Raw genomic sequence first — 26,209 nt, forward strand, 5'->3', positions numbered from 1 at the left:
AAATTGAACCTAAAATACGTATCATTGGCAAAAAAAACCGCGTTTATACGCGGTTTTTGCAGTAACGTCAAATGATTGGCGGTTTCGTGTCATTCGATTTTCGTTTGGCGTCTACCGTTACCTTAACGGAAAATGCCAAAATCATGGCAGCGATTAAACACAGTTGCATACCGGTAAAGCCCAGCCACCAAGCTTCATCCGGAGCGCCGTCAAGCAGCGAAGCGGCAAACCATCCGATCGAAAGCCAGAGCACCGATAGGACAAAATGATACCCGCTGAACACTCGGTCCGTGCGTCGAAGCTGGAATGTGACGACGGCGGCGGATACAACCGTGGATGCGATACTTGAAGCTCCCCCGCCATCGAAGAAAACGCGAAGCAAGTTCCATACTCCATAACCTGAGGCGAGCCAGGCCAATGCCGCGTTGGCGTAGGCCGCCCACGGCCTGCGGTATTTCAAGCATTTGTAAACGGGAATCATAGCCCCGATAATCGCACCCAAATTCAGGCCCTCCGTTCCACCCGTAAAATACAGCAACGATCGCGGCGAACGGATGACGCTATTCGGATTGAACACGATAACGCTGAATTTCCAGACCAATATGCCGATCAAAAGGGCCGTCACCAGGTCATCCATCAACGGCTTTCGACGGTCAGGCTCCAATCGTTTTGTCAGAAAAAAAGGAACCGCATACCCTGCCGCAGCGGCGGCCGCCAGCATAAGCAGCGAAAGTTTCAGCATGAACGGTCCGATCATGACGACTTGCACAGGAAAGCTCCCCCATTCGTATATTCTATATACGTTGAACCCATGTTTTGTGCGGATGAAGGCAGCCGGGTCAGCTCGCGCCTGATTTTACTAAAAAGACCTGGCGGCAGCGCCAGGTCTGATTTCATAACGTCTTATGAACGGCAGCATACGCCGCAGTTCAATGCAGCTTTTCCGTTGCGGGGCGCATAAATTCGCAAAAAGCCGTACCGTTTCAGCATACGCGCCGCCTTTTTGATCTGACGGTTATTCTCCGCCAGGATGAGCACAGGTTCCTCGGACGTTAAATGCGAATGATGTACATAAGGCAATCTTCCGATGGAAATATTGATCGATCCGGGAACATGGTGCTTGATGTAGTCGGCAGCGTCTCGGACATCAAGCATTTGCAGATCCTGCCTGTTCTCCCGTTGAGCGTTCAGCTCTTCGGAACTGATGAAGGTCAATCCATTCACCGGCCGCAGTTCCCTTACCGCCCATAATACAACCACTACGGCAAGCGCGGCGAACAACACCCACAGCATCGATACACGCTCCTCCTTCTAGGGAATGTGAAGCTTTTCATTCATGAAAGGTCGGACGCTTTCCCTGTAGTGGTCCGACTTATCTTGACTGACCGCTTGGCGCGGACAATTTCCATTTTTGTTTTCATACCCTTTGGGGTATAGACCGATTATAGGTTCCTTCGGCGCAAAAGTCAATCAGGATGAAACCCCGTCCGCCACGGCGTTTTCCGCAATCCGGAGCTGTTGGGTCGCAAATTCCCTGTACATCGGATGGCTTTCGACCAGCTCCTGATGCGTTCCTACGCCCGTAATATGGCCTTTTTCGATAAAAAGAATTTGATCCGCGTCCACGACCGTCGACAGACGGTGGGCAATGACCAGCGTTGTGCGCCCTTTCATCAGGTTTTGCAGCGCTTTTTGCACGAAAACCTCCGATTGGCTGTCCAGGCTCGACGTCGCTTCGTCCAGCATCAAAATTTGCGGGTCGCGCAAAAGCGCCCGGGCAATGGAAATCCGCTGGCGCTGCCCTCCGGACAGCTTGATGCCGCGTTCCCCGACCTCCGTTGCGTATCCTTCCGGCAGCTCATCGATAAAAATGTCGGCGTAAGCCATATGGGCCGCATGCCGAAGCTCCTCGTCGGTCACCTCGCGATCCATGCCGTAACATATGTTGTCGCGGATCGTTCCGGCGACAATCGGGCTTTCCTGAGGAACATAACCGATTTGCCGGCGCCAGGACTCCAGCGAATACCCGCTGACATCTTCCCCGCCGACGAGGATCACGCCGCTGTCCGGGAGATAAAACCGTTCGATGACGGAAAACAGCGTCGTTTTTCCGCCCCCGCTCGGGCCGACGACGGCGGTCACTTTCCCCGGCTCAAGCGTGAAGCTGATATCGTGAAGGACGGTATCGCCCTTTTCGTACGAAAAATAGACATGTTCTAGCCGGATCGTTTGGATCGGACCGGCCAACGTCTTGCCTTCTTTGACGTTTTCCTGGCGATCCTCAAGAATGCTGACGATCCGTTCCGTCGCCCCGACCGATTTTTGCAATTGGGTGAAAAACATCGTAATCTGGTTCATCGGCATGACGATCTGCACCAAATACAAAATAAACGCGACCAGATCGCCCGCGGAAAGCGCGCCGCTGGATACCCTCATTCCGCCATAACCGATAATAAGCACCATAAGACCCATCATGACGAAAGAAATGATCGGGCCGATAAACGCCTGGATTTTGCCTTCGCGGATCCCGAGCTTGAGCAGGCCCCGAATGGCGTCGTCCCCCATCGCGTTTTCCCGTTCCTCGGCATTGGACGCTTTGACAAGGCGGATTTCGGACAGCACCTGATTCAGGATCGTCGTAAAATCGGCGGTTTCATCCTGCAGACGGCGGGAAATATGAAGCATGATCCGGCCCAGCGGAACAAGCACGGCCGCGGTAACGGGAATCGCCGCCAGGATGATCAGCGTCATTTTCCAATCGAGAAGAAGCAAAATGACGATCGCCCCGACCATCGAAATGACCCCGTTAAAAAATCCCGTGACATGCTCGGAGACAAGCCCTTTCAGCACGGCCGTATCGTTGGTCATCCGGCTGATCGTGTCGCCAGTCCGGTGATTGTCGTAGTATGGAATCGTCAGCTTCAGCAGCTTTCTCCAAAGGCGTTCGCGAAGTTTGGCTACAACTTCCTGACCGAGGCGGTTCAGCAAATATATCGAAATCCCGCCCGCGACGGCGGAAGCGACGAAGCTGACGATCAGCATGACGATTTGGGCCGGTTTGATGCTGTCCGACGTGAAGCTGTCGACGAGCCCCTTCGTGAAAAGCGGCACCACGAGACTGACCAAGGTCGATATAACGCTTAAAATGACGGCCACGGAAAGCATCCATGGAGACGGTTTCGTTTCGCGGACCAAACGCACGAACGCCCTCCAGTTCCCCTTTTGATAACCTTCTTTCATTCGATGATTGCCCCTATCCAATTGTATTTTTTTATAAGTTCCCAATTCGATTATACATGTATTGGAAGATGAAGTCATACCGCGGCGGACGGCGTCGAATCGGCGGCTTTCCGGGAGGCAGCGCAAAAGGCGCGGACCACGTCCGCGCCTTTCAAGATTCGGGAACAAACAAGCTGTTTACTTTCAAATCAATGGAATCCCAGAAAGACTGAATGTCTTTTTTGAGCGGTCCCTGCATGCCGCCGCTGCCCTTTTCGTAGATGACGTCCTTGTTGCGTTCAATCGCCTCTAGATATTTTTTGACGATAATCGCCGTCTTGGATTCCGGGTGCTCGCCGACGAAGGTTCGATAGCTTTTTTTCACGTCCGGCAATAGCTTCCCGGTGCGGTCGTCGATGGCGTCATAACGGTAATCCGTCAAATAGGTATCCAGATAGGCTTTGTACGCCTGCAGCACTTCCTTAAACCGCAGCCCTTCCGGATGCTCGATCATGTAATATTCGGCTTTCATCATCCGGTCGCCGAGCTCTTCTCTCGAAACGGCAAGCGCCCCGTCTTCAATGTAGTTTTTCTCCGCATCCAGCGCCTTCAATGCCAGGTAGCTCCGGATGTCGGTTGAGACGTAGCGGTTGTATTTTTGCAGCGCCTTGTAGTCCACCTTCCAGAAAAACATGCCTTCCGTATTGCCCAAGGCAAGCCCTCCCGCCATCTGGTCCATGAGCCACTGCTTCAGCGTGTCATCGCCTTTGATGTTGTTCACGTCCATCGGATACCCGATTTCGTTCATTTTTTGCGCCGTTTCGGGCTTCGCCAGCATCGTGTCGAAATTGTCGTTCAGGCTCGGCAAATACCGGTCATAAAAATGTTCCAGCTCCAAGATCAACTGATCGGCCTGCTTTGGCGTTGCTCCGGGCAGCTTTTCGTCCAAAAAACGGATCACTTCCGCCGCGTCCTTCGCCTGCGCGGTCAGAAGCTTGAACTGGTCCAGCGCGTCTTCTTTCGTTTCGGCCGGCTGACCGCCAGGAGGCTGTTGTTCATGCTGCCCCGCAGGCGTTTGGACGGTAATCTTTTGGGAATTGCCGCAACCGCTGACGACGATGACCGCGCTCATCGCCAGCAGCATGAAAATAACTTTCCGTTTCAACCCCTTCGCCCCTTTCCAAATCTCTTATTAGCAATCTTCGCCAGTTCGATGTGCCGCTACGGTTACGGATATTAAAATCTACTCATTTAAACCGGTAGATCTCGGTCATCAGCTTCGTTCTCTCTGTCGTCAGGTTCATCTCCGGATTTTCCTGACTCATCATCAGCTGATTTCCATCCGGACTCCATATGAGCAGGCTTTGCAGATTCGGATACAAAGATACCAAAGTGGTATGGCCGGTTTTCGTATCCATCACATACAGGCCCGAGCCGCCCCTTTCCAGGTTGAACAACGAATAGGCCAGCTTGGAGCCGTCCGGCGACCATGAGATTTGCCGGATCAAACGCCCCTCGATCAGCGTGGTCCCCGTTTCGGTTTCGCCCGTCTTTACAAGCTCCAGCCTGTTGGCATTTTCCCCGGTTTCCTCCGCGACGGCAAGCCGGGTGCCGTCCGGCGAAACCGAAAAATCCGCCGCATGCGTCTCCAACAGCTCGGGACTCCCCTCGGCTTTTGGAAAACGCGAATCCTCAATAACGATCTTAAGACTGTAAACCTTGCGTTCCTCATCGATAAAATACGCCGTAAACCGTTTGGGATCTTTCGGATCAACAGCCGCTTCGACTTTGACCGGTGTCTGCCCGTCTTTAAACTTCAACACGCTGGCGGCATTCCCGTCCAAATCCGCGACGACGAGCCCGTCGGCCGACGCAAACAGATACGCCTTCTCTCCCAGCCAAGCGCCGCGGACGTTGCCGTTTAAGATGGACTCGTTCCCGTTCGATACGTCCAGCGGTATTGTTTTCAAGTCTTCCATACGGAGAAACGACGCTTTCATCTGGTTGCTGACGAACAAAACCTTTCCTTCCGGCGATGGATTTACCGTTAAAGCCTCTTGAACCCCTAGAGTCTTATCCGGATCCTTCTCCCTGACGAGCGAATGGACGTACAGCGGCGCTTCCATCCACTTCGGCTTTTTCGTGCTAATGATTTCCGAATCCGACAGCCATGCGAAACCGTACGCATCTTCGAGGCGGATGATTTGCTCGAGCTCGATTTTGCCGGATTCCGCGCGGATCGGGGGAGGTTTGACGGTGACTTGATCGCCGCCGCTGCCGGCGCATCCGCCAAGAAGCGCGGACGTGACGGCCATGGCCGCCGCGCATGTTAATAACATCCGGCCCGTCGTCTTTTTCAAATCGCGCCCCCTCCTTACCGTTTGCGGCTGCCGGGATCTCCGGTTGTTTTCGATCTGTTTTTCGATCTGTTTCGAGTATAAGGGACAATCGTTTCGAAAATATAATGAATTGTTTCCAACTTGTATCCATTTCGCCTTCTCATTTTTGGGGCAAACGAAGCAGGGGTTCGGAGCCATCCTTTCCCGCAAGCGGAAACGTAAGAATAAACTCCGTGCCTGTACCTGTCTCGGGCGTTTCAATCCTGATTTCGCCTCCGTTTTGGAGCGTCAGCTGTTTGACCAGAGCCAGCCCCAGGCCGCTTCCGCCGGATTTGCGGGCACGGTCGTGATTCACGGTGTAAAACGGCTCGAAGACGAGCTCCCTTTGGTCTTCCGGAATGCCGACTCCCGTATCGCGGATGCGCACCACGGCATGGTCGCCATCCTTTGCGCCCGCAATCGCGACCGAACCTCTGGCCACATTATATTTGATCGCATTATCCAGCAAATTAAGGAAGATATGCATCAGGTTGCTGCGGTCGCCGACGATGACGACCGGTTCGAGCCGCTGCTCCAGCGTGATGCCGAACTGCTCGGCTTTTCCTTTCATCCTGGAACATACGTCCGTGAGCAGCTCCATCAGCTCGACCTCCTCCGGATGGTGGTCAAACGCGTATTTTTCCGAAGCCGCCAGATGGAGAACCCGCTCCACCAGATCATACAGCCTTCCCGTTTCCTTCGTGATCGATGCATGGGCATCCTGAACAAGCGCCGGGTCGTCCGGGTACATCTGCAGGAGATCGGCGTAGGCCCTTATGGAAGTTAACGGGGTTTTAAACTCATGGCTGATGTTATGGATAAAATCCTTTTGCCTTTTTTCGAGCTGTTGCAATTTATCGAGCGTTTCCAGCAGTTTTTCCCGCTCCTCGCGCAGCGACCGCACGTTTTCCCTAATTGCCAGGTTCATCTCGAATATGCCATTGCTGAGCTCTCCCAGTTCGTCTTTCCGCCGAAGGCTCGGCTCCGCCAAATAGTCCCCGCGCCGAATCCGTTCGGTCGCTTTTTTCAAGGCATGAATGGCATTGGCCTGTTTGTTCATATAGATTAACCCGAAAATAAAAGAAACGATAAGAACCGCCGCTCCCGCTATTAGGAACAATCTCTGAATGCTGCGGTAAAAGAGATGCCGGTCGGCGACCGAGGTTTGAAAATGAACGACTCCCAGCTGTCCCTGATCGCTTTGCACCGGCGACAAATATTCCAGCATGTCCCCATGAATCTCGTACGCAATTTTATTTTGCAGCGCAAACGGCAGCGTCCCTCGGACATCCGGCTTATCCGCCATCATCAGCGAATCCCCGGCTTCTTTGCCTGTGGCGTCATACAGAATCACCCGCATCCCGCTGACATTCCCGAGTTCGCGCGCCAGGGCCGGTCCCTGTAAACGCATGAACACGTCCGCATCCACCTGCGTTCCGGTCACGTACAGCTGCCGGATCCGGTCCGCGGCCACCGCCGCCTGCTGCTGCATCGATTGTTCCATCTCCCGCCGCTGATTGCTCGACACTCCCTGCAAAATGAGAAAGCTGAGCAAGCCGATCGCAAACAGAAGCAGCAACGCAAGAAAACCCGTAAATTTCCATTTTAAGCTGAAGCGCATGCCAAATCCTCCGCTTTTCTTCAATCGTCCGTGTCCTGGCCGAGGCCAGGCGAGTTGATCTAAGATTAGCGGAGAACCGGTTTATTTTCAACAAGCTGGAATAAAATGAATGATGCCTTCGGATCAATCAATTGTGCTTGGACCTATAATGCTCCGGGATTTTCCCGTACGTGCCGATCCGCCACAGCCATTCGAGCGGTCCCATGGCAAAACGGTTCAGCCACATCGTGCTGCAAATCGCCTGGATGACCAAAATCTCGGCGGCGATCATCGCCAATATCAAATAGTAGGCATGGCCGCTCAGGTTCAGCACCGCGTCCATCGTCAAAATCAGAACGGTTTGCATGATGTAATTGGTTAACGCCATCCGTCCGAGCCGGTTTAACGGCATAAGCCACAGTTTCATGAACGGGAACTCCAGCAGGATCGTCAGCGTCGTGACGTAAAACACGTCTTCGGCCAATCCCCCGGCCACCATCGCGATGTCGACCAGACCCGTTGCATCAACGATCTCGCGCTCCGCCCATAGTCCGAAGGGGATCAGTACGAGGGAAACGGCCTGGGCGATGATCCACCGCTTTTTATGCCGCTTCACTTGCTCAAAAATGCGGCTTTGCCCTGCCCACAAACCGAGGACGAACATCCCAAGGCTAATCCCGATCGGACCGATCCAGCAGCCCGAAGCCAAAAAAAGCATGCCGGCGGCAAGATTTGCCCCGGGTTTCAACCGATAAAGCGGAAGCAGCAGAAAACCTAAAATCGCGTACATCAGCAGCGCTTCGCCCGGCTGGAACTGATGGTGAACGAAGCCGAACACGAGCAAAATCAGCAGCCTGCGCACAAACAGCACATTCGCTTGATCCCCTCTTGCCCGTGCGCGGGAAATAAACAGATAAAACCCGACGCCGAACAAAAAGCTGAAAATGGTATAAAAACGGCCGTACACCGCGTGATAAACAAACGTTAAAAGCCCTTGCTCAAAGTGGCTCCAAAACCCGTATTCCGGCGGAATCCGGACATGGGGAACCATCTGCAAAATATTGATAAAAATGATGCCGACAAGCGCAAAACCGCGCAAATAATCCAGCGTATCGATTCTTTTCACGAACATAAAGCTCCTTCCCCTACACCATCACCCGTTTCAGCTTTTGGATATAACGGGAGCTGACCAACACGAAATATACGGCCTGAACGATGAGGAAAGCCGCTGAAGCCAGCAGCACGGGCTGATTGACGTCATCCAGATCAAACCCTTCGCGGACCCGATTCAGCACGACCAAGGTTTGAATCGCCGAAACGAAGATCGGCGTAAAAAACAGCACCGCAATTTGCACGGTCGAAGATTTGCCCATTTCACCGGACTGCAGGCCGATTTTGGACATCGCGGTATAAATCTGCTGGTCCTGCCTTAGCTCGGAATGAAGCTTGAAATACAGGAAGCTTGCCGAACATACCGACAGAAGCGAAGCGATAAAGATGCCGATAAAACTCATCATGGCCGTTCCTTGCTCATGCATGGCGTACATTCCCCCGCGGGAAGACAGCAAATCCACCGATTCTCCGCTCACATTCCGTTCATGCGCCCACTGGTCAAGCTCCAATCCCACCTTGTATTCCTGGTCGTTTCTGCCCGGAGGCGTTTCGCCGGACCAAGCGGGAACCATATAAATGTAAATAGGGTAGATCCAATAACTGCGGTCGGCAGGAATCTGTTTTATCAATCCATCATAAAGATCGGGACTCACGACAAGAAGGTTGGTGCCGCTCACCGGCGAAACTTCTTTTTTCGTGCGGATTTCCTTGACGACCTCCAGCCGGGAAGACGGATTGTTCAGCTCGATCGCCGTTCCTGCGGACCAGCCCGGGTTGTTCCGCGCTTCTTTTTCGGACTGCACCAGCACGGCTTGTTTCCCTTTGAGGGCATCGATCTTTTCCAACCCAAGCGCATCCGCGATACTTTTGTAGCTTTCCTCCGACATGACGGCAACGCCGCCTTTCCTGCCGGAGGCAGTCGCCCTATAGGATTCGGTTTTAAACTTCTCGTATGTTATGCCTTTTTCGTTCAATTTTTGCTCGACGGTTTTCAGACCGCTTTCGCCTTGCGCCGCATCGCCGACATAATACCGGAACGGATACGGGTCCTCGTGGTACATGTTTTGGGTACGGACATTGATGGACATGACAAAAGCCACGGCCATGCAGCAAATGGCGGTAACGACGGTCACCATGAACAAAATGACCGCGTTGTCCTTGATTTTATAGGCCATCTCCGAAATCCAGATCAAATTGGTGCCCCGCCAGGTCAGTCGCCGGCTCTTTTTGAGCATGCGGAAGACGAGGACGGTAATTTGCGTGAAAAAGAAGTACGTTCCCGCGATGCCCGTCACCGCGGCGACGGCAAGGTTTTTGTCGACCGTGACATACCCGGCGGCGAGCAGCAAAACGCCGAACAGGGAGATCCAAATCGAAACCTTCGGTTCTTTTTTGGGCTTGCTTCCGCCTTTCAGCAATTCGAGTACGCGGCTTTGGTTAATGAACAGCAGCGTAAAGGCCGAAATGACCAAAAACAACAGCAGGAACGCGCCGACGGTCAATAGCAGCGCTTTTGCCGGAAAATAGAGCCCAAGCTCGTCGATCCCGATCATGCGGGCGCTTAACGTCAGAAACAGCTTGGACAGCAGCAGCCCTGCCAAAATTCCGGCGACGATCGCCAATGCTCCGATGATCATGTTTTCGACAAAAACCAGTTTGCTGAGCTGCCCTTGGGTCGCCCCCAACATGGTTAGGATGCCGAATTCCTTGTTCCTGGCTTTCAAAAAGGAGCCGATCGAATACAACACGAACAGAAACGCAAAAGTATAAATCACATATTCCATAATGAGCATGACCATTTTGACGTTGGAGCCAAGCTCGGTTTTATCGATATCCGGATGGAAAATGAACAGCGCATACGTAAAAAACACCATCACCATAAAGCAGCTGCTCAGGAAATAGGCGAAATACGCGCGCGCATTCCGTTTGACGTTGTTAAACGCGAACCGACGAAAGCTCATGCGCCTGACCTCCCAAATACGAAAGCATGTCGATGATTTTTTGGAAAAAGGCTTGCCGGCTTTCGCCCCTGCGGATTTCCCCGGAAATCATGCCGTCTTTGATGAACACGACGCGGTGGCAGTAGCTGGCCGCCTGCGGATCATGCGTAACCAGCATCATCGTAACGCCGTCATCCTCGTTAAGCTTCTCGAGCGTCTGCATGACGATCCGCGAGGAATTCGAATCCAGCGCTCCCGTCGGTTCATCCGCCAAAAGCAGCGAAGGCTCCGGGATGATGGCGCGGGCGATCGCGGCGCGCTGCCTCTGCCCTCCCGATATTTCGTAAACCCTTTTGTTCAAAATCTCTTTGATGCCGAGCCGCTCTGCGATCGCTTCAAGCCGGGCTTCCATCGATTTCAGGCTCTGCTTGTCGAGCGTCAGCGGCAGGACGATGTTTTCCGCAACCGTCAGCGTATCGAGCAGATTAAAGTCCTGAAACACGAATCCGAGCTCGCGTCTGCGGAACAAGGCCAGCTCCTTTTTCTTTAAAGCATGCGGGTTGTTCCCGTTAATGAGCACGGTGCCGGAGCTTGGCGCGTCGATCGTCGACACCATGTTGAGCAGCGTCGTTTTCCCGCTCCCCGAAGGTCCCATGACGCCGACAAACTCCCCTTTTTGTATGCTTAGGCTGATGTCCGTCAGTGCGCGCGTCGTCACTTTGCCCGGATATACCTTGCTGAGTCCCGAAACTTTTAAAATTTCCGTCATGAAAACTCTCTCCTTCCTGATTCTCTTCTCTCTATGTATTTCACTTTATAGCATTGCCTGGGCCAAAACTATGGATTCTCCTTACCCGAACCTTAAACATTTGTAAGGTTTTGTTCGAAGCGATGGGGTAAAGCGCAAATCAAAAGACGCCGCTTGATGCGGCGCCCTCGTATTCACTCCATTTTTAAAATAACCCCGCAAAGCGGGCATTGGCTACGAAACCGATTCAGGTACTTTGCGGGGACTTCCGGCCGGAAATGATCAATTCCTATAGATTAAACGTAAATCTGACGGTCGTTCCTTCGCCCGGCGCCGAATCGATCCCGACCTGGTGATCAAGCTTGCGGCACACCTCCCGGACGAGAAACAGGCCCATGCCCGTCGATTCGTGATACTGCCTCCCCTGATTGCCGGTAAAATAAGGGTCGAACACCCGGCCCAAGTCCTCTTTGGCGATGCCGATGCCTTCGTCGCGGATTTCGAGAACGGCACGGGGACCGAGCTTGTAAGCACGGAACGCAACCTTCTTGCCCGCGCCTGCCGAATAGTTTACGGCATTGACGATGACCTGCCCGAGCATGAACGCCAGCCATTTGGCGTCGCTGATCACGGATAGATCAGGGGGAATATCGATGACCGGGTAAACCTCTTTCCGAATGAACCACTGCCTGTTTTCGGCGACGGCGTTTTCGACGGCCATGAGAAGCGGCACGCCTTCCACCTTGAAATCCTGCTCGAACTTGTCCAGCCTGGCCGTGTACAAAGCCATCTCGAGTCCCTTTTTGAGGCGGTCGATCTCCTCTTGCAGCCCATCCTCGACATCGTCGTCCAGGTCCAAATCCTGCAGTGCAAGCTGTATGACGGAAACGGGCGTTTTCATTTGGTGAATCCAGCGATTGATGAAGGCCGTATGGTGTTCCAGCCGCTGCTGCGTGCCGTAAAGCTCGTTTTTGTACAGCTGGAATTGATTGCGGAGCAAATCGCTGACCGCCCCGGCCATCGGCGCTTCGCCGAGCCCGGCAAGCGATTGGTCCATGTCGGCCAGAGGCGTTTCCAGCCTCGCGTACAGCTTGCGATGCGTATAATAACGGTAAGCCAGATAAAGCGCCAGCACCACGATGCCGAGCAATGCCCCGTAAGCCGCCGTCGCCCAGGAATGGTCCTCGACCGCAAGCCAATACCATAAGCCGACGATCAGCATCTGTCCCGCGTAAAAAATAAGTAACGGCAGCTGCTCCCGAACAAACAGTCTCATCGTCAATCCTTTCCTTCCAGTTTCAGCATGTATCCGGCGCCGCGGACCGTTTCCACCGGGTCGTCAAACCCGAGCTCCTTAAGCTTTTTTCGGATTCTCGTAATGTATACGTTCAGCGTGTTATCGTCGATAAAATGCCGGTCTTCCCACATGAGATCCAGCAGCCGCCCGCGGCTGACGACGCGGTCCGCCTTTTTCATCAACGCTTCCACCAGAACCGATTCCTTTTGCGTAAGCTCCACCGACTGTCCCCCGTAAGTCAACATAAACCGCTCGGGATACAGCACCAGTCCCGACGCTTCCACCGTCCGTTCCTCGGATTTGGCGGAATACGACCCGTAGGCCCTCCGCAAATGGCTGCGGATTTTGGCCACGACGACATCGTAGTGGAAGGGCTTCGTAATATAGTCGTCGGCCCCGTTTTCAAGCGCCATCACCTGGTCCATTTCGCTTTCCCTCGCCGAAATGAACAAGATCGGGCAGGTGGACACCGTGCGGATTTGTCGGCACCAATAAAAGCCGTCGAACATCGGCAGGTTGACGTCAATCAGGACCAAATGCGGCTGCACCTCGCGGAATGCCTCCATGACGCGCGCGAAATCCTCCACCGCACTGGCCGCGTAGCCGTATTTTTGAATATGCGATTTCAGCAAAGACGCAATTTTTGCATCGTCTTCGATTATCAGGATGTTGACTTGATCCACCTCTTCATCTCCGTTTCTGGCCGCTCCCGCGGATTCTCGCATCTCTCCCACGCCCTATCAATGATTCATATCATATACAAGGCCGGCCGAAAAATCCAACCTCCGTTCTTTATTCGCAATATACAATGGGGAATCACGATCACTCCGCCGTCTCTCCATGCTTCAAAAGCCCGGTTTGCGGCGAAGGCTGCCAGCCCGTCAGCCATTCCTTGGCGCAGCGAATCAGCTTTTTGGCGGCCGGCGCGGTGTTTTTGGCCATGTTCAGGGCAATGCCCAAAGATCTGTAGCTTTGATCCTCAAGTTCGAGCGCCACGATCCGGTTCGTTCTTCCCTGCAGGATCATTTCCGACAAAATGCTGATGCCAAGCCCGTTCTCGACCATCGCGATGATGGCATAATCGTCCGCCGCCTGAAAAGGGACGGGCGGTTTGATCCTTCCCTTCCGAAGCACGCGGCGCACGTCGTAATCGCTGCCCTCCTTCGGCATGATGAAAGGCTCCTCCGCGATTTGACCGTAGCGGACAAACGGCTCGTCCGCAAGCGGGTGCTCCGGCGGCATCACGCACAGCATCCGGTCCTGGCGGAGCGGGATGATCCGGAAGGAATCCATCGTCGGGAGCGATACGAAGCCGAAATCGATCTCCCCTTTCAGCAGCCATTCCTCGATTTCATGATAATCGCCTTCATACAGCTTCACTTCGATATTCGGATGCTCGCTTAAAAATTGCCGGATGATCCCGGGCAGCCACTGGACGGAAATGCTCGTAAAGGTGCCGATCCGGATCGTTCCGGTTTCGAGCCCGTTGATCAACGCCACCTCCTGCTTCAGCTGCTCCTGCACCCGAAGCATGTCCCGTATGTGCTTTAATACGCGTTCTCCGTTGTCCGTCAGCTTTACGCCGGATCGGCTCCGGCTTAACAAAGAAAATCCGAATTCCGTTTCCAGGCTCTGGACTGCATGGCTTACGCCGGATTGCGTCAACCCGAGCACCTCCGCGGCTTTCGTCAAGCTGCCCAGTTCCACGACCTGTTTCAAAATCTCGTATTTGATGAGGCTCATGATTCCCCGTCTCCCGTCACTAAACCGATGTTTCATTTACATGAATTTTTCTCATGCGAATGATGATAAACATTCAATTTTCTTATTTTGTTATACCATTTATACTGATTCAGGCACAAGCGGGAGTCGCACGAAGTTTGATCCATGTGCCAAATTCTTCGATCCATTTTTGACGTAAAGGCAGAGACAGGGAACATGAAACAGTACAAAGCGGATTTGCTTATTTTGTTGGTTACGTTTTTTTGGGGTACTTCTTATTTGTTTATGAAAATCGGGCTCGATACGCTAGCGCCGTTCAATCTGATCGCCTTGCGCTTCGGCGTCGCTTTCGCGGCGGCGGGCATCCTGTTTCATAAAAAAATCAGGCATGCGGACCGCAAGGCCGTTCAATACGCGCTGCTGCTCGGCACGCTGCTGTTCGGCGTGTTCGTCTGCATCATTTTCGGGCTGCGAAACACGTCGACTTCAAATGCCGGCTTCCTGATGAGCATGACGGTCATTTTCGTGCCCGTGCTCACAACGCTGTTCCTGAAAATCAAGCCGGACAAGCGGCTGATCGCGGGGATTGCGGTCGCGATGGCGGGGATCGCACTGTTAACGCTGAAGCCGCATGCCGCAATCCAATCCGGAGATGCGTTATGCATACTCGCCGCTTTATTTTTTGCCATACATATTATCGTTACCGGACGGGCCGGCAAACGGGTCGATTCGATTACCGTCGGCGTTCTTCAACTGGGGTTTGCCGCGCTTTTGGGCGTCGTTTCCTCATTTCTTTTCGAGCAGCCCACGCTGCCGCAGAACGCTGCCGGTTGGCTTTCGATCCTGGCGCTCGGCATTTTGTGCAGCGCCGTCGGCTTCGTCCTTCAAGCCATGGCACAGAAATATACGTCGCCGACGCATACCGGGCTTATTTTTGCGATGGAACCCGTCGTCACCGCCTTTTTCGGAATTTGCTTCATGAACGAGACGCTGACCGTGCAGGGGTACATCGGCGCAGGCCTTGTTCTTGCCGGCGTCGCCGTCTGCGAGTTGGATTTCCGGAAGCTGCTTGTGAAACGAAAAAGCGCAGGCAAATCCTCTTACCATCGGGCGGCATAAAGCTGCATGCGTTTTTTGCTCACATCAATTCGCCGAATCGCAAAATATTTCGTTTCCACGCGGTTCCATGCAAACAAGCCCTGCAGATGCAACCCGCATCGGTCAGGGCTTGTTCCATATTCCGTTCATTCCTTTTTTATCCGTAATTCCTATTAACGCAAGCCGTATTTTTGGAGCAGTTTCGTCAAATCCCGATTGATGTTTTGCACATCCGGGCCTGCCGCCGGGCGGTCCGTTAGCCCGTATGCCTGCTTCAGCTTCAAAATGGCGTACACCCGGTTATCCAGCACATCCGCCGAAATCGTTCCGTTAGCCACCGCCGTTTTCAGCGCCTCGATCGCGGTTTTTTCTTTGGCGTAATCATGTCCGACCAACACGATGTTGCCTCCCGCCAAAATGGCGTTGACCGACGCTTTGCCGATCTCGTAATTTTTTTCGATCGCGCCCATCGTCATGTCGTCGGAGATGACAACCCCTTGATAACCAAGCTCTCCCCTCAGGATATCCGTGATTACTTTTTTGGAAAACGACGCCGGGTGATCCGGATCGAGCTTCGGCATCAGCAGATGGGCGATCATCACAACCTCAGCTTTGTTTTCAATCGCCGCTTTGAATGGAACGAGCTCCAGCTTCCGAAGACGGGTCAAATCATGGTTAACGACCGGCAGTCCGATATGGGAATCGACGGAGGTGTCGCCGTGTCCGGGAAAATGTTTGACGACCGGAACGACCCGCTGCTCCCGGATGCCTTCCATCGTCGCGATGCCAAGCCGGCTGACGACGTCCGCCTTGCTTCCGAACGAGCGGTCGCCGATGACCGGGTTTTTCGGGTTGCTGTTCACGTCCAGCACGGGAGCAAAATCCATGTTAAGCCCGAAGCCGGAAAGCTCGCGCCCGAGAATGGCGCCGATGCCTTTGGCCAGCTCCTCGCTGTCCTTTGAGCCGATCTTTTTGCTTGCCGGCACCTTGACGAATTCATTCGGCATACGCGTCACGCGCCCGCCTTCTTCGTCGACGCTCATCCAAAGCGGAACCGGGTTCGATCGATTGACCGACTTCAAATCATTAAACAATCGAAGCGCCTGCTTGGTGCTTTCGATGTTGTTTTTGTAGAAAATAAAACCGCCGACATGGTATTTTTCGATGAGTTCGCGGGTTGCGTCGCTGCCGGACGTCCCGTCCATGCCCACCAGCACCAACTGGCCGATTTTTTCGTCCGTGTCCATTTTTCCGAGAAGCTCGAGCGCCGGATCGCTTGGCTCCGGATTAGTGTCCTCCGGCTCGTTGCCGCCTTTTTGATCACCGCCTGCAGATGTTCCCGGTTCTTCCTGAGCATTGTTGCCTTGCTGCGTTTGTTGTCCGTTTGTCCCATCCTCCGGATTCGCCGGTTTAACCTCATTCCGATTTCCGCCGCATCCGGCAAGAAGCATACCGACAAGCAGCAGTGTCACACCTGACTTCCATATCCGTCCCATCGTCCTGGCTCCTTTCAAATGTTCTGCAGATTTATTCGTTTTTATCATCTGACAGAGTTGTTTCATTCTGTTGTTTCGAACCGTTTGGCCGAATCAACATTTTTTTCCTCGTTAACAGCGTCGTTCCTGCCGGAACGACGATCCGATCGCTGCCCGAAACAACGATCCGCTGCGATGTATAAATTCCGCTGTACCCGGCAAACAAATAGCTGATGAGGCATGCAAGAAACATATAGACGGCGCCGTTTGAGCCGAACAGCTCGATTCCCATCAAAAAGCAGGCGATCGGCGTATGCGTCGCTCCGCAAAATACCGCGATAAAACCGAGGGCCGCCAAAAACGGACCGTACAGATGGAAAACATCCGCCAGCGTGTTCCCGAGCGTGGCGCCGATCGCAAACAAAGGGGTCACCTCTCCGCCCTGGAATCCTGCGCCCAGCGTAACCGACGTAAAGACCAGCTTCCATAAAAAAGCAAACGTCGGCACGTCCTTGTCCAGCGCATCGGAAATGAGCGGCAAACTAAGCCCCAAATACGCGCGCGATCCGACGGCATAAACCAGCCCGATGACGATCAGTCCGCCAACCGCGCTTTTCAGAACCGGATTCCGGAATACGGTTGCAAACAGCCTTTTTAACGCATGGGTCAACTCGCTGAAGCAGATGCTGGCGAGCGCAAAAAGAATCGACGCGGCCATAACTTTGAACACGACCGGCAGGCTAAACTCGGGCGCGATCATTTGAGGGTAGCTGACATGGTGAACGCCCCAAAGACGCGTGGTCACAAGGTGGCCGACAAAGCTTGCAGTGAAACACGGTACGAGCGCTTCATAACTCATGATCCCGATTGCGGCAACCTCCAGACCGAACATCGCTCCGGCCAGCGGCGTGCCGAACACGGCGCCGAAGCCCCCGCTTACGCTGCATATGAGCAAAATTTTCCGGTCAAATGCCCCGGCTTTGATCCATTTGCCGAAGGTCTCCGCCAAACTTCCTCCCATTTGAACCGCCGTGCCTTCCCGGCCGGCCGAACCCCCGAACAAATGGGTCACTAACGTACCGAACAGAACGAGCACCGACATGCGGAACGGTACGGCCTCGCTGCCGTCATGAATCCGCTCGATAACGAGATTGTTGCCTTTGGAGCTGCTGCTGCCGAATTTCCAATATAACAAGCTGACAAGCGCTCCTCCCAGCGGCAGCAAAAACAGGAGCCAAGGGTGCCGGTTTCGGGCGTCCGTCGCATATTCGAGACCAAGCAGCAGAACGGCCGACGCCGATCCGGTCAACAGGCCGATCACGCTGCCGCGCCAAACCCATTTGACAAAATTCCGGATCATTTCGCCGTACCATAACGTAAAGTGAAGCTTGTCTTTGCTGCGTTTCGCGTTGTTCATATTTCTGTTATGCCCCTTTTTATAAACGATATGTATAAATTTTCCTTGCCGGCCTGGTAGAAGCGGCCCAAAAAAAACAGACTCCTACCAGTGCGCTCTTTCATCACCGGTAGGAGTCATCAGCCCTTGCGGGCGGTTATGGCGAACTCCATCGCCTTTATTACGGTTTCATGCTAGTTATATTTTAAACGAGCCTTTCCGCATTCGTCAACTATCGTTAACGATAAATCAACCGTTTTTTGATTGGTCTCGTTCTACGAGGCTACGATCTACGAGGCTGCAATACTCCACCATATTTTGACGGCGGTCGCCGCAATCAGCACAGCCAGTCCTCCCCGCAGCCATTTGACGTTCAGATGGCGGCTGACGCGGGTTCCGATCGGAGCACCCAAAACGCTGCCGATAACGGTGGCAACCGTCGGCAAAAGCGGTACGCTGCCTGCAATCAGCTTGCCGGATACCCCGCCGATCGCCGAGATGAAAACAATCGCCAGCGATGAAGCGATCGTTACCCGGGTAGGTATCTTCATCACGGTCAGCATGATCGGAATGAGGATAAACGAGCCGCCAGCCCCCACGATGCCGGATACGATCCCGACTAAAAACGCCGCAACGGAAGCCATGGCATGATTATAACCTATCGCTTGAAGCTCGACATCTTCCCTGCTTCCCCGGCTTGGCACCAGCATCATGATCACGGCGATAATCGCAAGCACGCCGTACACGATATTGATCGTTTCGCTCGGCAAATATTTGGAACTGACGCTGCCCGCCAAACTGCCGATCAGAATGCTAACCCCCATTGTGCCGATCAGCCCTTTATGCATCAGCGGCTTCTCGTTCCTGCTTTGCCTTTTATATGCTATAACCCCCGCCAAGGAAGAAAAGAAAACCTGAAACATGCTGATGCCGGAGACTTCTTTGGCGGTGAAGCTCCCGGCATGAAGCCATTCGGGCACATACAGCAGCAGAGGGTAGTTTATAATCGCCCCGCCGATCCCAAGCAATCCGGAAAAAAAGGAGCCGATCAGGCCGATTACAAACATCACGATGTACCCTGTCGCATCCAAGTTCTTGCACCTCCTCCGCTGCCGTTATTTCGCATAAACCTCCCGCAGAAACACTATACTAATGAAGAAAAAAGCGTTATAATCAATTAAAACCAAGTAATTCAATGGGAATAGGATGGTGGATTTATCATGCTTCGCAAGCTCAAATCGTATTTTCAGGAACGCTGTCCGGAATGCTCCGAAAAGCTGCATGCCACAACGGATTCCCTTCGCTGCATCAAAAGCTGCCCCAACCGGCATTATACCGAGGAAACATACAGCCACTTGAATATCCGCATCATTTACCATAATTAATCGGGAGCACCGCAAACACTCCGTTCTTCGGAGTGTTTGCTTTTAGGTTGGGTTTTATTTATTTTTTCTTAATCCAAAACGTGTAGGTGCCGCCTTCGGCTTTGGTGTCCAACAGCTGATGTCCGGTGGCGTTCGCCCAGGCGGTGAGATCGTTTTTCGAGCCTTTGTCCGTCGTTTGAACCTCGAGGATTTGCCCGGACTGCAGCTCTTCGATTGCTTTTTTCGTTTTGACGATCGGCATCGGGCACGCCAGTCCTTTGGCGTCAATTACTTTATCTGCATTCATCGAATTGTCCTCCTTTTATATATCATGCACGGCGCAGCGGTTAGGTCCGATTTCCATCCCGCGCCGCTCTTCTTCATCGGGCTCGATTTTTCCCATGTTGGTTTGCCGGATTTCCTGGTACGCATTCGGCTGCGGCGGCAGATGCCGGGTTACCGTTTTTCGGAATTCATCTTCGTCCGTTATGTTTAATCCCGGATTCCGCCTGAACAGATCACCGAGCCTCTCCCAAACTTTCCCCTCCCTATCCATCTCACTCATTCGACCGAAATGGGCTGGCAGCACGATCAGTTGTTCCGGCAAACTTCCGTACCGCTCATACAGGGAATGGCGCAGGTCGTCGACCCAATCCTCGGCTTTGCCGGCCAAATCCGGACGTCCGATGGAAGCTACGAACAAAATGTCGCCCGTCAGCAGATACTGCCCGTCCACGAGAAAGGATGTGCTTCCGATCGTATGTCCAGGCGTATACATCGGATGGATGGTCGTTTTGCCGTTTCCGATCTGGATATCGTTATTTTCGACAAGCTGATGATACGGATACATCACTTCTTCCGCATCTTTGGGAGGCAGCCAATAAGCCGCTCCGGCTGCTTGTGCCAGGTCGCGTCCACCCGAAATATGATCCGCATGCAGATGGGTGTCCATCACATGCCTGATCCTTACCCCGCGCTCCTGCGCAAAATCGAGATAATGCCGGATCGTCCGAACGGCGTCAATGACCGCGGCCTCCCCTTCGGAAACGATCATGTAAGAAAGACAGCCTTTCCCGATCCGGACAAACTGGTAGATCTCGCCTCCGCTCTCCAGGTCACCGATCTTCACGGGTTCGAGATGTTCGCCCCAAAGTTTCATGCCGCCTTCAAGGTAAAATACATTTTCCCGGCCGGCCTCGGCCAACCGTTCACCGATAAAGACGGACGAGCCTTCTTTCGCACATACGACCAGCACGCGCTTGTTATCCGGGATCCGGCTCAAAGCGGGGTCTATGCCGTCTAGGAGTTCAAAATAAGGAATATTGATGCTATCGATGTTCTCGCCTTCGATTTTCCAATCGTTAAACTCCGCTTCGTTGCGTACATCCAATATGAACAATTCCTCGCGCCCGACGATGATTTGCGCCAACTTGCGGGGGTTCATTTTGGACAAAACGGGCTGCTTCGTCTTTTCCGACACGATTTCTCCTCCTCCTTAATGTTTCTCTCCCGAATGTTTAAAAAGACAGCGTGATGTTCGCATCCATGGCGTATTCGATAAACGTCGCCGCTCCGCCTACTTCGATCCCGTCAATGAAGTCTTCTTCTTTCAGGTTCATCACGTCCATCGTCATTTGGCAGGCAATGATTCTGACGCCCAATTCCTGGGCCATCGAGACCAGTTCCGGAACGGAAGGCACGCTTCCCTGTTGAAAACCTTCGGCAAAATGTTCCGTTCCCGCCGGCATCGGCAGCTGATGATGCGCCTGCTTATGAATCAGGTTCAGACCCTCGAACGTGAAAAAAACGCCTACTTCCGCGTCGCTTGCCGCAGCCGCCGTTGCGATGTTGAACACCTTGTACGCGTCGAACATACCGCCGTTGGCCGCGATGATTGCCACTTTTGTTGCCATTTCCGCATTCCTCCAATGGGATTGATTTACGATGTTGTCGTCGTTTCTCCTTGCCATTCCAGCATGCCGCCGGTCATGTTGCGGAGCTGGCGGTAGCCATGGGCGGATAAAAATTCGCAAGCCTGACGGCTTCGGTTCCCGCTGCGGCAAATGATGACCGCATCCTTGTTGCGGTTAATCTCGTCAAAACGAACCTCCAGCTGGCTAAGAGGAAGCAGTTTAACTCCCTTAATATGTCCTTCCTTGAATTCGGCCAATTCCCGGACATCGATCAACTGGACGTCATCGCGTCCGTCCCGGATCCATTGTTCTACTTCCTGCGGCGTGATGTCTTTCCATAATCGTTTGAACATCATGTCGCCTCCTCTCGATATACCCCACAGGGTATTTAATAAGCTATAAAAAACGCAGGAGCCGATCTTCGCAAAATATACCCCCGCGGGTATAGATTTTACCGAGTTGCCACCTTGATGTCAAGCCGATACGATTTTCCAAATTCCGCTAACGGCTGCAACCGGGCGAGTTACTTTCTTGTGCAGCAAAAAAAGAACCCGCGCATGGCGCGGGTGTAGACAAAGCGGCAATAGCCTGCGCGGTTCACCTTCACCCCGCATCATCGGCATACGACGGAAGCATGTTTTCCCGGTATTTGCCGGGCGTGACGCCCTCAAGCTTCTTAAAGGCCCGGATAAAAACGACGTCGCTCGTATATCCGACCATTTGCGCGATTTGGGCATTCGTGAGGTCCTTGTCGCACATATGCTGCTTGGCGAGCTCGATCCTTTTTCTGACGATGGCGTCGCTGAGGTTTTTCCCGCTTTGTTTTTTATAGAAGGTCGAGACGTATTGAGGCGTCATGCCAAAACGGTCCGCAACCATGCCAAGCCCCATGTTGGGGTCCGTGAAATGCTCATCCACGAACCGCTCCATCTCCTGCAGCAGCTGCGAACTATGGTCGGTCCGCTCCGTAACGAGGGATTCGGTCAGCAGCTCGTAAAGCTTTTTCGTCCGCTTGTGCATTCCTTCCGCCGTTTCGTACGAGAAGATGTCCTTCACCAGATCGATATCCGGCCCCAAAATGTCATGCTGATCCGTCCCCGTCGCGTTGATGATCTTCAGGAACGTGCTCGTAATGTTAAAAAACAAGCAGCGTCCGATTTCCGGCGTAATGCTGCCCGACTCGAAATTCATCATATAAATCGTGTCCAGCAGCTTAAGGACGTTTTCCGTATCTCCGCTCCGGACGAAATTGATGAGCTGAACCTCGATATCGATCGGATAATAATAATGGGCGTGCACTTTTTGGATGTCCTGGAAATGGATGATCGTGCCGCCCCCGCGAATGATGCGGTATTCGAACGCGGCCACCGCCTCCGCATAGCTTTCGCCGATGCTTTTTGCCCCGGCATGGGGAAGGCCTGCGGCCACGGTAATATCCATCTTAAAGCGCTGCTCGATAATCGTTTTGAGGGACACGCACATTTCCCTGATGACCCGGTCTGCGTCCCCGAACAGCTGCGGATCGAAATTGTTCAAAAAAACCACCCGGTCGCGGTCGAGTTCCACGGCGAAGGACTTATGGGGGATTTCGATCATATCCATTCCGATATTCGAAATGATAAATCTGGCCAAGGCCCATTGTTCCTCGCTTTGTTCCTCGTTAAACCTCGCAATGCCGTCAATATGGACGACGATGACCGAAAAGTAATCGCTTACAAATTCAATGTCCATAAACCGCAGCGACTGACCGCCCCGCTCCGATGCATCCACGTCCATCTGTCCGCGAATGAGCCGCGATAAATAGTTGGACCTGATCACGGGCGTCTGTTGGGCCAGGAGGTTCCGCAAATTTTTCTCTTCATGCAGGGAACCTTCGATGGTCTGCATAATGAACTCGTATTCGTTGACGGACGGTTTTCCGCTCCAATTTTTGCCGCGAAGGATCGCATTGACCGCTCTTCGGAGCGGACTGTAGTTGCGGTATGTAATCATAAAAGCGGCGGACATGCCGACGGCCAGGCACAAGGCGAACAGGATGACGGCCCATTGTTTGATACGAATGACCTGCTGCATGAACACGCTTCGCGGCGTGACCAGGACGTATTTCCATCCTTCTTTTTTGGAGGCGGTATACGACACCATTTTTTCATCGCCGTTCAAGGACTGATTGAACAACCCCCCGCTACCCTTGATCCGGGACAAAAGCTCTGAAGGAAGAGGCTCCCGGTCCGTCGCCATGATCGTTCTGCCGTCGCCGTCCACGACATAAATCGAGCTGTCGTTCGCCGATTCGATCTGCGCGAACATTTCTTTGATCTGGCTTTCGTTGATCAAGACGACAAAACTTCCCTTAATGTCTTTCCGGTCGCGTCCGGGAAGGGATTGGGTAAACGTCACGACGTTCAGCGGATTTTTGTCCAGACTTTCCATCGGATCGTATTCCGCCCGGCGGAGCAGCGTCGCGGTAGGAAGATATGCCATCGTATGGAAACTTCCCAGCATCTCTTCCCGCCACTTCTCATAGGACATGCCCTGATAGCTGTAATACATGTCGTAAAATTTTCGCGAATCCGTCATGAGGCCGGACTTTAGAATAAGGTCGCTTTTATCGAAATAGACGTAATAATCCAAAATGAAATTCGTGATATTCCCGGGCCGGGACATCGTATTTTGCATGAATTCGATAAACTTGTAGCGGTCCGGACTGTCCGGATCCCCGCTGAGCTTGAGCAGATATTCAAGCTTCGGATCAAAAATGATTTGCTGCGCCAATTTTTCCACTTCGTTCAACTTACCGTCAAGGGACAGTTTCAGCTGCTCCAGCATCGCCTTATTGGACCGGTTGGCCCCGTTTTCGAGGCTGGCTTCCACCTTGGTGTACAGAAAGGCGCCCATTGAAACGGGTATAAGCAAAAGAACGAGATTCGAGATCAACATCGTCATCCATACGCTTCTCAGATTGGATATCCCCAGCGGACGAAGCAGCCATTTCAACAAGCATCACCCCCACCTTAATTTGCATTATGCTGCTTACGCAAAAATGAACGATTACGTACATTATAATGCAAGCAGGCAGGGCCGGTCACCCGTTTTATTCTTTGATGGCACCAATCAAAACTCCTTTGACGAAATACTTCTGCAGGAACGGATACAGACAAATGATCGGCAGCGTCGATACGATGATCGTCGCGTATTTGATCGTTTCGCCTATGGCGTACTTATCGTCTGCAGCCACTCCGGTCGACATCGAATCCGTCGAGTTGGCAATCAAAATTTCCCGCAGGACCAGCTGCAGCGGATACATGGTGCGGTCGCGCAAGTAAACCAGCGCCGAAAAATACGAATTCCAATGCCCTACCGCATACCATAAAATCATGACCGCAATCACCGGCATGGACAACGGAATGACGATTCGGAACAGGATGGTCATTTCCCCCGCCCCGTCGATTTTGGCGGATTCCTCCAGGGAAACGGGAACGCCTTGGAACGCGGTTCTCATAATGATCAGGTTAAACGTGGAGATCGCTCCGGGAATCAAAAGAGCCCACGGCGTGTTCATCATCCCCAGCTTATTGACCAAAATATAGTTCGGAATCAAACCGCCGCTGAATACCATCGTGATGACGATGCCGAACATCAGCATATTTTTGAAATACAGGTTGCGCCGGGAAAGGACGTACGCTCCGAGCGCCGTCATGAACAAATTGATCGCCGTTCCCGCCGCGACGTAAAATAGCGTGTTCCTGTAGCCGCTCGTGATCATCGGGTTATCAAATACAGCTTTGTATGCGTCCAGATTGAACCCAAGCGGCTTCAGCAGCATGCCCCGGTGTTGAATAAAGGTTGACGCCTCGCTGAGAGAGGCAAACAGAACATACAAAAACGGGTACAACGTGACGAAGCAAAGCAGCAGCATCAGGATCGTATTGACGACGCCGAATATTTTTTCACCGGTTGTTTGTGCGCCCATCGTTTGGCCTCCTTACCACAATTTATTTTCGGATACGCGCTTGCTGATGGCGTTCGCCGAAACGATCAGAATCAAACTGATGACCGAGTTGAACAAGCCGACGGCCGTCGTGAAGCTGTAGCTCGCCTCCAGCACCCCTTTGCGGTACACGTAAGTGGAAATGACGTCGGCGGTTTCATAGGTGAGCGGATTGTAGAGAAGCAGCACCTTTTCGCTGCCGACCGAAAGCAGATGGCCCATGTTCAAAATCAGCATGATGACGATCGTCGGCATGATGCCCGGGATCGTAATATGGAAAATCTGCTTCCACCGGCTTGCGCCGTCGATTTTGGCCGCTTCGTACAGCGTCGGGTCGATGTTGGCGATCGCCGCCAAATAAATGATCGAACCCCAGCCCACGCCTTGCCAAATGCCCGAGGATACGAAGATAAACCGGAACCAGCCCGCTTCTTTCAGGAAATCGATCGGCTCGACGCCGATAAAACCGAGAAGCTGATTGATGAGCCCGTCGCGGCTCAAAAAGTCGAACATCATTCCCGCCACCACGACGATCGAAATGAAATGCGGCAGGTAGGAAATGGTCTGCACGAAGCGCTTGAACATCATTTTGCGGATTTCGTTTAATAACAACGCCAAAATGATGCCGGCCGGAAAGCCGAAGATCAGGTCGTAGACGTTCAGGAGCAGCGTATTGCGAATCAGTCTCCAGAAATACACGCCGTTAAAAAAGCTGTCGAAATGTTTAAAACCGACCCAAGGACTGCCCCAAATGCCGCCTGCCGGCGTATAATCCTTAAATGCGATTTGCAGGCCGTACATCGGACCGTAGTGAAAAATGACGTAATAAGCGATGACCGGTAGCGCCATCAAATAAATGACCCAATTCCGTCGCAGATCCTTTCGGATCGTTTGACCGGTGGAGAGATCGTGTTTAAGCTTGGCGGAACGCTTGTTCATCGGCTTGTTTTTGCTTATC

Annotated in this window: 24 protein-coding genes and 1 riboswitch; of the genes, 2 read left to right on the top strand and 22 right to left on the bottom strand. The window is 53.0% G+C overall.

Annotated elements, in window-relative coordinates:
• Positions 1 to 67 precede the first annotated feature (67 nt).
• The 12 genes from RJP21_RS15330 to RJP21_RS15385 all read right to left on the bottom strand — a co-directional run bounded on the left by RJP21_RS15330 (position 68) and on the right by RJP21_RS15385 (position 14,038).
• Positions 68 to 769 (bottom strand): hypothetical protein, encoded by a 702-nt coding sequence (locus RJP21_RS15330; RefSeq protein WP_310860033.1) that lies wholly within the window; start codon positions 767 to 769, stop codon positions 68 to 70.
• A gap of 134 nt (positions 770 to 903) precedes the next feature.
• Complete coding sequence (locus RJP21_RS15335) at positions 904 to 1,293, bottom strand: rhodanese-like domain-containing protein (RefSeq protein ID WP_160038188.1); 390 nt, start codon at positions 1,291 to 1,293, stop codon at positions 904 to 906.
• A 177-nt stretch (positions 1,294 to 1,470) separates the two neighbouring features.
• Complete coding sequence (locus tag RJP21_RS15340; protein WP_310860034.1) at positions 1,471 to 3,240, bottom strand: ABC transporter ATP-binding protein; 1,770 nt, start codon at positions 3,238 to 3,240, stop codon at positions 1,471 to 1,473.
• A gap of 151 nt (positions 3,241 to 3,391) precedes the next feature.
• The gene (locus RJP21_RS15345) at positions 3,392 to 4,384 is read right to left on the bottom strand and encodes a hypothetical protein (RefSeq protein WP_310860035.1); all 993 of its coding nucleotides are present in this window, start codon (positions 4,382 to 4,384) and stop codon (positions 3,392 to 3,394) included.
• 82 nt (positions 4,385 to 4,466) lie between these two features.
• Positions 4,467 to 5,579 (bottom strand): hypothetical protein, encoded by a 1,113-nt coding sequence (locus tag RJP21_RS15350; protein WP_310860036.1) that lies wholly within the window; start codon positions 5,577 to 5,579, stop codon positions 4,467 to 4,469.
• 139 nt (positions 5,580 to 5,718) lie between these two features.
• Entirely contained in the window at positions 5,719 to 7,218 is a 1,500-nt protein-coding gene (locus RJP21_RS15355) for a sensor histidine kinase (protein ID WP_310860037.1), read from the bottom strand.
• Positions 7,219 to 7,345: 127 nt separating this feature from the next.
• On the bottom strand, positions 7,346 to 8,323 hold the full coding sequence (locus RJP21_RS15360; protein WP_310860038.1) for a DUF418 domain-containing protein: 978 nt from the start codon (positions 8,321 to 8,323) through the stop codon (positions 7,346 to 7,348).
• Positions 8,324 to 8,342: 19 nt separating this feature from the next.
• Entirely contained in the window at positions 8,343 to 10,271 is a 1,929-nt protein-coding gene (locus RJP21_RS15365) for an FtsX-like permease family protein (RefSeq protein WP_310860039.1), read from the bottom strand.
• Positions 10,246 to 11,019, bottom strand: a complete 774-nt coding sequence (locus tag RJP21_RS15370) for an ABC transporter ATP-binding protein (protein WP_310860040.1) — start codon at positions 11,017 to 11,019, stop codon at positions 10,246 to 10,248. Before RJP21_RS15370 ends, RJP21_RS15365 begins: the two co-directional genes overlap by 26 nt.
• Before the next feature lie 268 nt (positions 11,020 to 11,287).
• Positions 11,288 to 12,274 carry a sensor histidine kinase gene (locus tag RJP21_RS15375; RefSeq protein ID WP_310860041.1) on the bottom strand — a complete coding sequence of 329 codons (987 nt, stop codon included), beginning with the start codon at positions 12,272 to 12,274 and terminating at the stop codon, positions 11,288 to 11,290.
• Positions 12,275 to 12,276: 2 nt separating this feature from the next.
• The gene (locus tag RJP21_RS15380; protein ID WP_310860042.1) at positions 12,277 to 13,020 is read right to left on the bottom strand and encodes a response regulator transcription factor; all 744 of its coding nucleotides are present in this window, start codon (positions 13,018 to 13,020) and stop codon (positions 12,277 to 12,279) included.
• Positions 13,021 to 13,117: 97 nt separating this feature from the next.
• Positions 13,118 to 14,038 carry a LysR family transcriptional regulator gene (locus RJP21_RS15385; RefSeq protein ID WP_310860043.1) on the bottom strand — a complete coding sequence of 307 codons (921 nt, stop codon included), beginning with the start codon at positions 14,036 to 14,038 and terminating at the stop codon, positions 13,118 to 13,120.
• Between the two features lie 195 nt (positions 14,039 to 14,233).
• Here RJP21_RS15385 and RJP21_RS15390 point away from each other — a divergent pair, with 195 nt between their 5' ends.
• On the top strand, positions 14,234 to 15,136 hold the full coding sequence (locus RJP21_RS15390) for a DMT family transporter (protein ID WP_310860044.1): 903 nt from the start codon (positions 14,234 to 14,236) through the stop codon (positions 15,134 to 15,136).
• A 152-nt stretch (positions 15,137 to 15,288) separates the two neighbouring features.
• Here RJP21_RS15390 and nagZ read toward each other — a convergent pair whose 3' ends face one another.
• The 3 genes from nagZ to RJP21_RS15405 all read right to left on the bottom strand — a co-directional run bounded on the left by nagZ (position 15,289) and on the right by RJP21_RS15405 (position 19,077).
• A complete protein-coding gene (nagZ, locus tag RJP21_RS15395; protein WP_310860045.1) occupies positions 15,289 to 16,611 on the bottom strand; it encodes a beta-N-acetylhexosaminidase in 1,323 nt (440 codons plus the stop codon).
• A 31-nt stretch (positions 16,612 to 16,642) separates the two neighbouring features.
• The gene (locus RJP21_RS15400) at positions 16,643 to 17,950 is read right to left on the bottom strand and encodes a voltage-gated chloride channel family protein (RefSeq protein WP_310860269.1); all 1,308 of its coding nucleotides are present in this window, start codon (positions 17,948 to 17,950) and stop codon (positions 16,643 to 16,645) included.
• A 160-nt stretch (positions 17,951 to 18,110) separates the two neighbouring features.
• A riboswitch (Fluoride riboswitch) is annotated at positions 18,111 to 18,172 on the bottom strand.
• Positions 18,173 to 18,276: 104 nt separating this feature from the next.
• Complete coding sequence (locus RJP21_RS15405; protein ID WP_397386222.1) at positions 18,277 to 19,077, bottom strand: sulfite exporter TauE/SafE family protein; 801 nt, start codon at positions 19,075 to 19,077, stop codon at positions 18,277 to 18,279.
• Positions 19,078 to 19,206: 129 nt separating this feature from the next.
• On the opposite strand from RJP21_RS15405, the gene RJP21_RS15410 reads away from it, so the two are divergent.
• Positions 19,207 to 19,371, top strand: coding sequence for a hypothetical protein (locus tag RJP21_RS15410; RefSeq protein ID WP_310860046.1), 165 nt, complete (start codon positions 19,207 to 19,209; stop codon positions 19,369 to 19,371).
• A 58-nt stretch (positions 19,372 to 19,429) separates the two neighbouring features.
• On the opposite strand, the gene RJP21_RS15415 is transcribed toward RJP21_RS15410, so the two are convergent.
• From RJP21_RS15415 to RJP21_RS15445, 7 genes are all read right to left on the bottom strand, one after another.
• A complete protein-coding gene (locus RJP21_RS15415; RefSeq protein ID WP_160038162.1) occupies positions 19,430 to 19,657 on the bottom strand; it encodes a sulfurtransferase TusA family protein in 228 nt (75 codons plus the stop codon).
• 15 nt (positions 19,658 to 19,672) lie between these two features.
• On the bottom strand, positions 19,673 to 20,794 hold the full coding sequence (locus RJP21_RS15420; protein WP_310860271.1) for an MBL fold metallo-hydrolase: 1,122 nt from the start codon (positions 20,792 to 20,794) through the stop codon (positions 19,673 to 19,675).
• Between the two features lie 73 nt (positions 20,795 to 20,867).
• Positions 20,868 to 21,263 carry a DsrE/DsrF/DrsH-like family protein gene (locus tag RJP21_RS15425; RefSeq protein WP_310860047.1) on the bottom strand — a complete coding sequence of 132 codons (396 nt, stop codon included), beginning with the start codon at positions 21,261 to 21,263 and terminating at the stop codon, positions 20,868 to 20,870.
• Between the two features lie 26 nt (positions 21,264 to 21,289).
• Positions 21,290 to 21,616, bottom strand: a complete 327-nt coding sequence (locus tag RJP21_RS15430; protein ID WP_310860048.1) for a rhodanese-like domain-containing protein — start codon at positions 21,614 to 21,616, stop codon at positions 21,290 to 21,292.
• 250 nt (positions 21,617 to 21,866) lie between these two features.
• A complete protein-coding gene (locus RJP21_RS15435) occupies positions 21,867 to 24,260 on the bottom strand; it encodes a helix-turn-helix domain-containing protein (protein WP_310860049.1) in 2,394 nt (797 codons plus the stop codon).
• Positions 24,261 to 24,354: 94 nt separating this feature from the next.
• The gene (locus RJP21_RS15440) at positions 24,355 to 25,233 is read right to left on the bottom strand and encodes a carbohydrate ABC transporter permease (protein WP_310860050.1); all 879 of its coding nucleotides are present in this window, start codon (positions 25,231 to 25,233) and stop codon (positions 24,355 to 24,357) included.
• A gap of 12 nt (positions 25,234 to 25,245) precedes the next feature.
• Positions 25,246 to 26,190, bottom strand: coding sequence for an ABC transporter permease (locus tag RJP21_RS15445; RefSeq protein ID WP_160038545.1), 945 nt, complete (start codon positions 26,188 to 26,190; stop codon positions 25,246 to 25,248).
• Positions 26,191 to 26,209: the final 19 nt, after the last annotated feature.

It is taken from the genome of Paenibacillus sp. VCA1, assembly GCF_031583795.1.
Taxonomy (GTDB): Bacteria; Bacillota; Bacilli; order Paenibacillales; family Paenibacillaceae; genus Paenibacillus_AQ; species Paenibacillus_AQ albilobatus.